Genomic DNA, 12,013 nt, shown 5'->3' on the forward strand with positions numbered 1-12,013 from the left:
TTTTTAGTGCGTGTGTTCGTCCAGCACTAGGTGCGCCATGCCTTTCTCGGTGGCCAGGCCTACCTTCTGCCCGATCGGCAGCGTCGCCTTGGTGGCGACATGGCCGTACGGCAGCCCCGTCACCACCGGCACCTTGACCGTCTTGCGCAGCCAGGCCACGACTTCGTGCAGGTCGTAGCCGTTGTCGTGCGGCGCCAGCTTGTAGTCCGAGAAGCGGCCCAGCACGATGGCCTTCTGCTTGCCCAGGATGCCGGCCTGCGCCAGCTGGATCAGCATGCGTTCGATGCGGTAGGGATGCTCGGCCACGTCTTCCAGGAACAGGATGCCGCCCCGCACCTTGGGCATGTAGGGCGTGCCCAGCAAGGACGTCAGCATGGCCAGGTTGCCGCCCCACAGGATGCCGCGGCAGTCCACCGCATCGGCGTCCTGGGTTTCGAAGCTGAGGATTTCCAGTTCGCCGCGCATGATCTCGCCGAACAGCGCTTCGGTCAGGTCATCGACCTTCTTGCCGCCGAAGTCATAGACGGCCGAGGCGCCGGTATAGCTGACCGCGCCGGTCTGTGCCAGCAGGCCCAGGTTGAAGGCAGTGAAGTCGCTCATGCCCACGAATCGCTTGCCGCTGTCGGCCATGGCCTTCCAGTCGATGGCAGGCAGCAGCCGGCCCATGCCGTAACCGCCGCGCGTCACCATGACGATGGGCAGCTTCTGCTTGGCGGCGCGCGTCAGGCTGGCCAGGCGCTGCGCGTCGGTGCCGGCAAAGCGCTGGTGCTGCGCGTACGCAGTGCGGTCCACGGCGGTCTTGAAGCCCTGTTGCTGCAGCCGTTCGCGCGCCAGTTCGACGGCGGCCGGATCGCGCACGGCAGACGACGGCGAGATCAGGTAGATGCCGCGGGCGTCGGGCAGCACGTGGGCGTGGGTGTGGTCATGCCCGCAGTCTTCATCACATTCGTGGCCTGCGTGGCCATGATCGTGGTTGTGGTCATGGTCGTGGGCGGCGGCGGCTTTCGCGCCGCGCGCCTTGGCGCCTTGGGATTTGCTCATGCTGCGGATTCCTTGCTGCGGCGCTCGCGGAAGAACCGGCGCAGCAGCTCGCCGCAAGGTTCCGCCAGCACGCCGCCGGTGACTGAGGTGTGATGATTGAGTTTGGGGACCGAGCCCACGTCCAGCACGCTGCCGCAGGCGCCGGTCTTGGGATCGTAGGCGCCGAACACGACGCGGGCGAGCCGCGCATGCAGCATGGCGCCGATGCACATGACGCAGGGCTCCAGCGTGACGTATACGGTGATGCCCGGCAGCCGGTAATTTTCCAGCGCGCGCGCGGCGCCGCGCAAGGCGACGATCTCGGCGTGGGCGGTGGGGTCGTGGTCGATGATGGTGCGGTTGTAGCCGCGCCCCAGGATGTCGCCCTGGGCCGACACCACCAGCGCGCCTACCGGCACCTCGCCGATGTCGTAGGCTGCTTGCGCCTGTTCCAGCGCCAGTTCCATGAAGCTGGCATCCTGCGCGGTCCAGGCCGGGACCGCCGCCATCGGGACTGCTTCAACCACGGTACACCCGGGACTTCAGCGCGATGCGGCCGGCCAGGCTGGTCACGGCCTCTTCCAGCCATTGGTAGAGCTCGGCGTGCTCGTCGTAGCGGGCCTGGTTCAGGTTCGATACCCGGCCCTCTTCGATGAAGCCCCAAGCCCGGCTGCGCTTGTCGCGATGCTTGGGGTCCCAGACACCGAAGGCGAAGCCGCCGGCGCGGCGGATCAGCGAAAAGCACGGGATGTCGGTGTAGCCGTCGCCGACGAACACCATCTGGTCGAACGGCACGCGCAAGCGGTCCTCGGGCACCTTGCGGTTGACCTCGAAAGGCTTGTTGCGGAAGTCGCGGCCGATGATGCCCTTCTGGATATGGAACAGGTAGCGGGTCTTGTCGGTAAAGCTGACGATGCGTCGCGGAAACGCGATGCCGCCGTCCGCGCCGTAGATGAATTCGGACGCCCAGATCTCGGTGAACTCGTGCGCGATGGGCGTAGACCTGACCACGTCGCCGATGCCGCTGGAAATCAGGTAGAACTCCAGCTGCACCTGCGGCTGTTCGGCCCGCACGGCGGCGCGCAGCCGCTGGAACAGCGTGGGCACGCCGTCGTGCAATTCCAGCCGGGCGCCCCAGTCCTTCAGGCGCTGCTGCGTGATGAGGCCGTGCTTGCCCGATTGCGACAGCTGGATCATCTGGTACAGATAGGCGGGCACGGGGTCCCAATCCTGCTGCGAGAGCAAGGGATCGACCTCATCCTTCCAGAAGGATGCCGTGTCCACGCCCATGCTTTCCAGGAAGCCGGACGTGCTGTCCGAGGCCAGCGTGTCGTCGAAGTCGAATATCAGGGCGATGACGTCGGACATGTATATGCGTGAAAAAGGGGCGACAGCCGCCATTTTGCCTGAATGTGGCGGCGGCTGCGCCCCTGGAGGCCCAAGCTGGGCGGCCCTGCCGCCCCGGCCCCGACTGTCGCTTACTGGCGCACCGGCGCGGTCATGGGCGCCGCCGCCGGCGCGGGCGCCATGCCCGGCGCGCCGGCCGCGGGCGGCACGGTGTCGGCCGGCACCTGGATCACGGTTTCACGCAGCACGCCCCCGCCCTGCACGCTGCCGCGCACATTGGTCGGCGAGGTCATCTGCGTGACGCAGTCCTGACGCGAGGCGGCCGGCAGGCGGTTGCAGCGGTCCAGCATGTTCTGCTGCAGTTGGTCGTTATTGCCGTCCTTGAGGTTGTTGCGGCCGCTTTCCTGGCGCGCCGCGCCGGCTTCGCGCATGCAGGCGGCCTGGTCCTGGCCGGTGGCGCCGCTCTTGCATGCCGCCACGTCCTGCTGGTACTGGGACTGAGCTGAGCCGCGGCCGGTCGCATCAGCCGCGTGGACCGCTCCCGCGGCCAACATCAGGCCAGCGGCACAAAGCGTCGCCGCGAGGCGTTTGGTATGCATGGGTCGTGTAGTCATGGTCAGCTCCTTGAAGTTGATTGAACCGTTACCCACTATCCCACGATGACGCTTCGGCTACATGTCCAGCGACGTGAAATCGTAAGACTACGTTTCAATTGACGCGACGCAATAAATCCTGCCTTTCCCCCTAACTTGCGTCGCGCTCGGCGTCGGTCTTGCTCAGGCGATTACGGTAGGTTGCCGCACGCATGAGCAGCATGGCGGTCACGGGCGAAGACACGATCAGCAGCAGCGTGATGATGACTTCATGAAACACAGGCCGCGAGGACAGTGCCGAAAACACCAGGATGGACGCCGCGAGCACGCAGCCGCAACCCATGGTGTTGCCCAAGGTGGGCGCATGGATGCGGGCATAAAAGGTACGGAAGCGCAGCAGGCCGGCCGAACCGGTCAGCGCAAGCAGGCCGCCGAGCACCAGCAGGATGCTCGCGGGTATGGCGGCCCACAGCGGGATCTGGGCGTCGATCATGGCTCGATCACCTCGCCGCGCAGCAGGAAGCGCGCCATGGCGGTGGAACCGACAAAGCCGAACAAGGCGATCAGCAGCGCAATGTCGAAATACACGGAAGTGCCGGAGCGGATGCCGAACACCAGCATGGTCAGCATGCCGTTGATGTAGAGCGTGTCCAGGGCCAGCACTCGGTCCTGCGCGGTGGGACCGCGCAGCAGCCGGATGGCGGCGAAGACCATGCCCAGCGCGAAGCAGAGCAAGGCGAAGGACGCCGCCCAATAAAGTATGTTGTTCATTCGAAAATCTCCATCAGCGGGCGCTCGTAGCGTTCCTGCACCAGCTTGATCCAGTCGCCTTCGTTCTGCAGGTCCAGCACGTGCAGCTTCAGGCTGTGGTCGTCGGTCAGGTCCACCCAGACGGTGCCCGGCGTGTATGTGACGATGCAAGCCAGCATCGCCAGGCCGTGCGGGTCGCGCATGGTCAGCGGGATCATGATGAACCCGGGCGAAAAGTCATTGCGGCGCGGATTCAGGATCAGCCGCGCCACGGCGATATTGGATTTGATGATGTCCGCGGTCACGTGCAGGAACAGCGGCACCGCCTTCCACAGGCGGCGCGGCTTGGCCCTCAGAGGTCGCAGGCGCGACGCCGCCCAGGTGAACCAGAGCGCCAGCGCGATGCCCAGCGCGATCTGGCCCGCGGAGGCGCTCTGGTTGAGCACCAGCCACAGGACGAACAGGTAGACGGGCAGGAACAGGAAGTAGAGGCGACGCATCAGCTTCCTCCCTTGAGGCCGCGCACGGCCTGCGCGGACATGACGGCGTCGATATAGGACTTGGGCTGGTCCAGCGACCGTGCCGCGTCGTCCAGATAGGCCGACACGGGGCCGGCGCCGGCCGCCAGGCCCACGCACAGCAGCAACAGCACGGCCACCGGCCCGGCTTCGATCAAGCGCAGGCGCGGCGTGCTGCGGTCATCGCTGGCCCAGAACACGCGGATGCCGGTGCGGCCCAGGCCGATAAGGCCCGCCAGCCCCGACAGCAACACCGCGGCCACCAGTATCCAGGCGTCCATGGGCACGACCGATTCGTTGGCGGCCGACACCGCCGCCGACAGCAGCGACAGCTTGGCGACGAAGCCCGACAGCGGCGGCAGGCCGGTTACCAGCAAGGCGCAGGAAATGAAGGCCAGGCCCAGGAAGGCCATGGCGGCGGGAATGGCCACGCCCACCACGTCGTCGGAACGGTTGACCGAGGCCGGGTCGTCCAGGTCGAATGCGTCCAGGGTGACCGCCAGCACGTTGGCGCCGAAGCTGCGGGTGCGCTCGATCAACTCAGCCAGCAGGAAGAACGCGCCCGTGGTCAGCACGGAGCTGAGCAGGTAGAACAGCGCCGGTCCCGTCAGCGTCACGCCGGGCATGCCCAGTGCGGTCAACAGCGTGCCGGCCGACACGATCACGCAGTAACCCACCATCTTTTCCAGTTGCTGGGTCGCCAGGAGGCCCAGGCCGCCGAACAGCAGCGTGGCCAACCCCGCCGCGAACATCCAATCCAGGCTGAAGGCCGCCGGCGCGCCGGTGGGCAGCAGCAAGGAACCGATGCGCAGCAGCGCGTAGATGCCGACCTTGGTCATGATGGAAAACATGGCCGCGACGGGGGCGCCAGCCGAGCCGTAGCCCTTGACCAGCCAGAAGTTCAGCGGCCAGGCGCCCGCCTTGACCAGGAAGGCCACGCCCAGGATGGCCGCGCCCGCCTCGAACAGCATGCGGTCCGCGCCCGCCAGGTTGCCGGCGCGCACCGCCAGGTCCGCCATGTTCAGCGTGCCGGTCACGCCGTAGATCAGCGCGATGCTGATCAGCAGCAGGAACGAGGCCACCAGGTTGACCGCAATGTACTGCAGGCCGGCGCTCACGCGCGCCACGCCCGAGCCGTGCAGCAACAGGCCATAGGACGCCGCCAGCAGCACCTCGAAGAATACGAAGAGATTGAACAGGTCGCCCGTGAGGAAGGCGCCGTTCAGGCCCATCAGCAGGAACTGGAACAGCGAATGGAAATGCACTCCGGCGCGGTCCCAGCGCGCCAGCGCATAGACCAGCGTCGCCAGCCCCAGCACCGCGGTCAGGGCCAGCATCACCGCAGCCAGGCGGTCGACCACCAGCACGATGCCGAAGGGCGCGGGCCAGTCGCCCACCAGATAGACCCCCACCCCGTCCGGCCAGACGCCAGGCACGCCGCCGCCCGCCACCACCAGCAGCGCGATGGCGGCGGCCAGTTGGCCCAGCGTCGAAACCAGCGCAATGGCGCCACGGGTGTAGCGGCGGGTGTCCGCCAGCAGGAGCATTGCCGCGCCAGCCGCCAGCGGCGTGACGATGGGCAATACGGGCAGGTGTTGCAGCCAAAAATTCAAGATTGGGACTCCCGTCCATCAACGTGGTCGGTACCCGTGAGGCCACGCGAGGCCAGCAGCACAACCAGGAACAGCGCGGTGGTGGCAAAGCCGATCACGATGGCCGTGAGCACCAGCGCCTGCGGCAGCGGATCCGCATACCAGGAAGGATCATGGGCCATTGCCGGATCGACCACGGGCGGACGGCCCGAGGTCAGCCGGCCCATGCCGAAGATGAACAGGTTCACCGCGTAGGAAACCAGCGACAGGCCCATGATGAACTGGAAGGTCCGCGGCCGCAGCAGCAGCCAGACGCCCGAGCCCGCCAAGACACCAATAGCGATGGCGTATATCAATTCCATCAGGCTTCCCCTGTTTGTGCGGCCGCCGCCTGGATTTCGACGGCAGCCTTGCGTTGCGCGCGCAGCGATTGGTGGGCCAGCGCCACCAGCACCAGCACGGTGGATCCCACGACCAGCATGTAGACGCCCAGGTCGAACAGCAGCACGCTGGACAGATGCACGTGGCCGATCAGCGGCAGCGCGACATCCCAGGCCAGCGCCGCCAGGAAAGGCTTGTAGGCGAGCCACGCGCTCACCGCCGCGGTGCCGGCGAACAACAGGCCGATGCCGATCCAGTTCTGCGGGTTGAGGCGGCTGCGCGACTCCACCCAGTACACGCCACCGACCATGTATTGCAGGATGACGGCGGTGGCGAAGATCAATCCGCCCACGAAACCGCCGCCCGGCTCGTTGTGGCCGCGCAGCAGGAAGTACACGGAAATCAGCGCGGCGGTGGGCAGCAAGAGGCGCACCAGCACGGTCGGCACCATCATCGAACCCGTGGGCACCAGAGACTTGATGTCCGGCGCGGCCGGCACGCCGCCGTCCTGGTCGATCTGCTGGCGCGGCAGGTCCGCGCTTTCGGCGGCCGGACGGAAGCGGCGCAGCAGCGCGTAGACGGTCAGCGCCACGATGCCCAGCACCGTGATTTCGCCGAAGGTATCGAAACCGCGGAAGTCCACGAGGATCACGTTCACCACATTGGTGCCGCCGCCATCGGGCAGCGCACGGTCGACGAAATACGAGGAGATGGTGTTGCCTTGCGGCCGCACCAGCACCGCATAGGCCAGTGCGGCCATGCCGATGCCCGCGGCGCCTGCCAGCAACAGGTCGCGCAGACGCCGCCCGCGAGCCCGCAGCGTGGCCTTCAGGCTTTCGTCTTCATCCTGCGCAATGCGCCGCGGCAGCCAGCGCAGGCCCAGCAGCAACAGCACCAGGGTCACGACCTCGACCGACAGCTGGGTCAGCGCCAGGTCGGGCGCCGAGAACCAGACGAAGGTCAGGCAGGTGATCAGGCCGGCGCCGCCCGCCAGCGCCAGCGACGCCAGGCGGTGGTACTTGGCCTGGAAGGCGGCGGCCAGCGCGCAGCCCGCGCCCACCAGCCACAGCAGCGCGAAGGCCGGATCGATCGGCGTCATGCGGCCCGAGCCATCCAGCCAGCCGCCCGCGCGCAGCGGCAGCCAGGCCACGAACAGCGTACCCAGCACGATCAGCAGCATCTGCACCTGCAGGCGCGAGGACGCCAGCCAGCGCAGCAGCCAGGCCGCGGCCACGCTGGAGCCGTCCAGCAGCGCCTCGAAGCTGCGGCGGCCGTCCAGGCGGTAGATGAACGGCACCCGGCCCGGATTGGCGCGCTGATGGGCGCGCAGGGCGAGATAAAGCAGAATGCCGGCCGTGGTCGCAACCAGGCTCATGACCAAAGGCAGGTTCAAGCCGTGCCAGACGGCCAGGCTGTACTCCGGCATGTCCTGACCCAGGATGCTCTGGGCCGCGGTCGCCAGGAACGGGCCGACCGTCAGGCCCGGCACCACGCCCACCAGCAGGCAGATCGCCACCAGCAGCGCGCTGGGGAACAGCATCCAGCGCGGCGGCTCGTGCGGGGCGCGCGGCAGGTCGGTGGCCGGGGGGCCGAAGAACACCTGCAGGATGAAGCGCAGCGAATAGGCCACGCTGAACGCGCCCGCAATGGTGGCCACCAGGGGCAGGCCGATCTCGGTGATGCGGTCGCCGCTGACGAAGGTGGTCTCGGCGAAGAACATTTCCTTGGACAGGAAGCCGTTGAGCAGCGGCACCCCCGCCATCGACGCAGCCGCCACCATGGCCAGCGTGGCGGTGATCGGCATGGCCTTGTACAGGCCGGACAAACGGCTCAGGTCGCGCGTGCCGGTCTCGTGGTCCACGATGCCCGCCGCCATGAACAACGAGGCCTTGAAAGTGGCGTGGTTGATCATGTGGAAGATGGCGGCCACCAGCGCCAGCGTGCTGTTCAGGCCCAGCAGCAGCGTGATCAGCCCCAGGTGGCTGATGGTGGAGTACGCCAGCACCCCTTTCATGTCCTGCTGGAAGATGGCGGCGTACGCGCCCAGCACCAGCGTGATCAGCCCCGCCCCGCCGATGATCCAGAACCATTCGTCGGTGCCCGACAGCACCGGCCAGAAGCGCGCCAGCAGGAACACCCCGGCCTTCACCATGGTGGCCGAATGCAGGTAGGCGGATACCGGCGTGGGCGCCGCCATGGCGTTGGGCAGCCAGAAATGGAACGGGAACTGCGCGCTCTTGGTCAGCGCGCCCAGCGCCACCAGGATCAGGACGGCTGGATACCAGGGGTCGGCCCGCACCAGATCGCCCGCGGCCAGCACGCGGTCCAGGTCATAGCTGCCGACGATATGGCCCAGGATGAGGACGCCGGCCAAGAGGCACAGCCCGCCGCCGCCCGTGACCGTCAGCGCCATGCGCGCACCCCGGCGGGCGTCCAGGCGGTGATGCCAGTATGCGATCAGCATGAAGGACGCCAGGCTGGTCATTTCCCAGAACATGACCAGCTGGATCAGGTTGCCCGACAGCACCACGCCCAGCATGGCGGCCATGAAAGCCTGGAAGAAGGAGAAAAAGCGCGGCACCGGATCTTCCGGCGACATGTAGTAGCGCGCATACAGCACCACCAGCGCCCCCATGCCGGAGACGATCAGCGCGAACAGCCAGGCGTAGCCGTCCATGCGCAGGGTGAACTGCAGGCCCAGGGCGGGCGCCCAGGGCATGTCGAAGCGGACCACGCCGCCGTTGGCGACCTCGGGATAGAGGCTGATGACCAGCACCACACAGACCAGTGCGATGAGGCCCGCCAGCCAGGCCTCGGCATTGCGGGCGTTGGATGGCAGAAGCGCGGCGCACAGGCTGCCGGCAAACGGCAGAGCGAGGATCAGGATCAGCGACATGGCGTTCCGAGAGTGTCCGGGCCCCCTCCCGCCAGCGCAAGGCAGCGAAAGACGAACAGACCGGGGATTGAAAAACGGACGGAACCCTGGCCCGGTGCGTCGCTGCACTACACGTTGCCCCGCGGGGGGCATCAACCAACGCCATTGAACGGCGCAGACAGAAACAAACGCAATAGCTTTCTTGCAAGACCGGCCAAGAATCTCATACGAAAAATATCAGATTCTTGTAAGTTATGCAGAGATTTATGTGTTTACGATGCGGATGACAGCAAGATAGATGCGCAATCCTTGCGCAATTGAAATATTCCGGAAGCTGTTCATGTCTTTGTCAGCATTGGATTTTTTCGCCTATTGCCGTCTTCTCCGGGCAACGGCGCCGTAAAAAAATAACCCTGGACAAGCCAGGGTCTATCCGGGTTGACCGACGGATATTTACTGTGTGGAATGGCGCCCACGAAGCATCCACCGCGCCAGCATCCGGGCGCGGCAGGCTTCACCGACGCCGGCCCAAGAAGCCGGCCGGGTCGGAAATTCAAATAATCTGGAGAAGACTCTTGACCATGCTGTCCCAAGCCAAGGCCGTCCTGGCCGCCGCCATCGCCGGCCTCTGCCTCACCACCGCCGCGCAGGCAGCCGACCCCTACCCCAACAAACCCATCCGCCTGATCGTCCCGTTCGCCGCGGGCGGCACCACCGACATCGTCGCGCGCATCGTCGCCGAAGGCCTGACCCGCGAGCTCGGCCAGGCCGTGGTGGTCGAGAACCGAGGCGGCGGCGGCGGCTCGATCGGCGCCGATGCCGTGGCACGGTCCACGCCCGACGGCTACACCCTGGGCGTGGCCACCGTCAGCACCATGGCCACCAACCCGGCCACCAACCCCAAGAACCCGTACAACCCGTTGAAGGACTTCGTCCCCATCACCAATATGGTGAACGTTCCCAACGTGCTGACGGTGAACCCTGCCGTGCCGGCCAAGACCCTGGCCGAGTTCATTGCCCTGCTGAAGGCCAACCCCGGCAAGTACGCCTACGCGTCCTCGGGCGCGGGCGGCATCGGCCACCTGGACGGCGAGCTCTTCAAGTCGCTGACCAAGACCGACATGGTGCACGTGCCGTACCGCGGTTCGGGTCCGGCCCTCAATGACGTGATCGCCGGCCAGGTCAACGCCCAGTTCGACAACCTGCCCTCGTCCATGCCCCACATCCAGGCCGGCAAGCTGCGCGCCCTGGCCGTGGCCGCGCCCAAGCGCCTGCCCGCGCTGCCGGACGTGCCGACCTTCTCCGAAGGCGGCCTGCCGGAAATGGACAACATGGCCTGGTACGGCCTGGTAGCGCCCGCCGGCACCCCGCAGGCGGTGGTCGACCGCATCCATGACGCCACCGTCAAGGCGCTCAAGGATCCGAAGATCGTGCAGCGCCTGGCCGACGGCGGCTCGCTGGTGGACGGCAACACGCCCGCCGAATACGCCGCCCAGATCAAGCGCGAGCTGGAACTGCGCCAACGCATCGCCAAGGAACGCAACATCCAGTCGACCAACTGATCGTCAGCGGACAGCGCGCCGGCCCGGTCCGGCGCCGCCCCAAGGCCGGCCTGTTTCCCAGGCCGGTTTTTTTTCGCGCCCGCCTTGCGCCCCCAACGTTCCAAGGGCTGCGCTTGACTGCAATCGCCCCGGTGGTAGCATGTGCGACCGTGCGATCCCATCTTTCTCCCCCTCCCTGCGCCGCCTGCGCGCTTTGCGCCCTGCGCTCGACCCTGTTGAGCTCGCAGGAAGTCGCCGCGCGCTCCGCCTACGCGCGCTCCAAGCCCGGCTAATCGCCCGCTTTTCCCCTTTCTGATTCCTGCACCGGCCCGCCGCCGGCTGCCTGCGCACATTCGCGCATCCGGCAGCCTTGCTGCCGGCCGGCGGACGCCCTGCCGCGTGGCCGGGATCCGCGTCTCGTCCCTCGATCCGCAACGCCAACGCAGGCTTGCGGCCAGGCCACGCACCGACCTATTCAAGCGCCATGCAACTCACCAAGAACTTCGTCAAAGCCAAGAACCCCTGCGCGGGCGGCTACAAATGGTTCATCCGCGACCACAACGGCCAGGGAGACTACCAGGCCGTGCTTGACGCCTTGGTCGCTGACGGCCGCGTCAGCGACGCCTGCTGGCTGCTGGACCAGTTCGGCCCCACCGACGCGGTGCTGCGGCTGGATTCGGTCGACGCCAATGCCATCGTGTTCGCCGGCACGCTGGAAGTGCGCATGGGCATCAATGTGGACAGCGTGGTGCGCGCCGGGCGCAGCATCGTCACGGGCGGCGGCATCCGCGCCGGCGAAACCATCCAGGCGGGCGAGAACATCACCGCCAACGCCAACATCGCCAGCGGCGGCAACCTGCGCGCAGGCGGTGACATCAGCGCCGATTGGGGCATCGAAACCGCCACGCGCCTGGACTGCGGCGGCAATGTGCGCGCCAAGTGGGACATCTGCGCCGGCCAGGACCTGGCCGTGACCGGCCACCTGCATGCCGGGCAGGACATCCAGACGCAAGGCGCCATCAAATGCGGCCAGGGCATCAAGGCCGGCGGCGACGTGCGCGCCGAAAAGGAAATCGACGCCGCCTGCGGCATCCAGGCCGGGGGCTCCATCCAGTGCGGCGAGCACCTCGCTTCCGGCTGGGGCCTGATCGCCGGCGAGGACATCCGCGCCGAAGGCGCGATCCGGGCAGGCGAAGGCGTGCAGGCCGAAGGCGTGATCGAGGCCGGCGCGGGCCACGGCATCTACGCCGGCCTGAGCGTCCGCCTGGACGCCTGGGCCGCCTGCGCGCGGGTGGTGGCGCAGAGCCGGCCCGAGCAATTGGTCAGCGGGCACTGGGACGGCCAGGACAGCGCCGCCTACGCATAACCGCAGCCCCGGCGCAGCCGGGGCGAAAAG

The 12,013-nt window shown here is 67.2% G+C and carries 12 protein-coding genes; 2 read left to right on the plus strand and 10 right to left on the minus strand.

All coding sequences use genetic code 11. From position 1 onward, the window contains the following. Positions 1-3: 3 nt before the first annotated feature. The 10 genes from IB258_RS04375 to IB258_RS04420 all read right to left on the minus strand — a co-directional run bounded on the left by IB258_RS04375 (position 4) and on the right by IB258_RS04420 (position 9,097). Entirely contained in the window at positions 4-1,041 is a 1,038-nt protein-coding gene (locus IB258_RS04375) for an LD-carboxypeptidase (protein ID WP_192328041.1), read from the minus strand. Then, a complete protein-coding gene (gene tadA, locus IB258_RS04380; protein WP_054453937.1) occupies positions 1,038-1,529 on the minus strand; it encodes a tRNA adenosine(34) deaminase TadA in 492 nt (163 codons plus the stop codon). Before tadA ends, IB258_RS04375 begins: the two co-directional genes overlap by 4 nt. 10 nt (positions 1,530-1,539) lie before the next feature. Further along, positions 1,540-2,388, minus strand: coding sequence for an HAD family hydrolase (locus IB258_RS04385; RefSeq protein ID WP_059380070.1), 849 nt, complete (start codon positions 2,386-2,388; stop codon positions 1,540-1,542). Positions 2,389-2,498: 110 nt separating this feature from the next. Next, positions 2,499-2,981: a hypothetical protein gene (locus IB258_RS04390; protein WP_225590252.1), complete on the minus strand. Its 483-nt coding sequence runs from the start codon at positions 2,979-2,981 to the stop codon at positions 2,499-2,501. 130 nt (positions 2,982-3,111) lie between these two features. Then, complete coding sequence (gene mnhG, locus IB258_RS04395) at positions 3,112-3,453, minus strand: monovalent cation/H(+) antiporter subunit G (protein WP_054453932.1); 342 nt, start codon at positions 3,451-3,453, stop codon at positions 3,112-3,114. Beyond that, positions 3,450-3,731, minus strand: coding sequence for a K+/H+ antiporter subunit F (locus tag IB258_RS04400; RefSeq protein ID WP_013394078.1), 282 nt, complete (start codon positions 3,729-3,731; stop codon positions 3,450-3,452). The genes mnhG and IB258_RS04400 overlap by 4 nt, the downstream gene beginning before the upstream one ends. Next, positions 3,728-4,210 (minus strand): Na+/H+ antiporter subunit E, encoded by a 483-nt coding sequence (locus IB258_RS04405; RefSeq protein ID WP_054453929.1) that lies wholly within the window; start codon positions 4,208-4,210, stop codon positions 3,728-3,730. The genes IB258_RS04400 and IB258_RS04405 overlap by 4 nt, the downstream gene beginning before the upstream one ends. After that, positions 4,210-5,841, minus strand: coding sequence for a monovalent cation/H+ antiporter subunit D (locus IB258_RS04410; RefSeq protein ID WP_192352191.1), 1,632 nt, complete (start codon positions 5,839-5,841; stop codon positions 4,210-4,212). Before IB258_RS04410 ends, IB258_RS04405 begins: the two co-directional genes overlap by 1 nt. Then, on the minus strand, positions 5,838-6,182 hold the full coding sequence (locus tag IB258_RS04415) for a Na+/H+ antiporter subunit C (RefSeq protein WP_054453926.1): 345 nt from the start codon (positions 6,180-6,182) through the stop codon (positions 5,838-5,840). The genes IB258_RS04410 and IB258_RS04415 overlap by 4 nt, the downstream gene beginning before the upstream one ends. Next, positions 6,182-9,097 carry a monovalent cation/H+ antiporter subunit A gene (locus tag IB258_RS04420; protein ID WP_192352192.1) on the minus strand — a complete coding sequence of 972 codons (2,916 nt, stop codon included), beginning with the start codon at positions 9,095-9,097 and terminating at the stop codon, positions 6,182-6,184. The genes IB258_RS04415 and IB258_RS04420 overlap by 1 nt, the downstream gene beginning before the upstream one ends. A 560-nt stretch (positions 9,098-9,657) precedes the next feature. On the opposite strand from IB258_RS04420, the gene IB258_RS04425 reads away from it, so the two are divergent. Together IB258_RS04425 and IB258_RS04430 are read left to right on the plus strand one after the other, a co-directional pair. Continuing rightward, entirely contained in the window at positions 9,658-10,638 is a 981-nt protein-coding gene (locus tag IB258_RS04425; RefSeq protein ID WP_175163865.1) for a tripartite tricarboxylate transporter substrate binding protein, read from the plus strand. 463 nt (positions 10,639-11,101) lie between these two features. Next, positions 11,102-11,983 carry a hypothetical protein gene (locus IB258_RS04430; protein ID WP_119449651.1) on the plus strand — a complete coding sequence of 294 codons (882 nt, stop codon included), beginning with the start codon at positions 11,102-11,104 and terminating at the stop codon, positions 11,981-11,983. The last annotated feature ends 30 nt before the right edge of the window (positions 11,984-12,013 follow it).

Origin of the sequence: Achromobacter sp. ACM02, assembly GCF_014851605.1 — a bacterium.
Taxonomy (GTDB): domain Bacteria; phylum Pseudomonadota; class Gammaproteobacteria; order Burkholderiales; family Burkholderiaceae_B; genus Achromobacter; species Achromobacter aegrifaciens.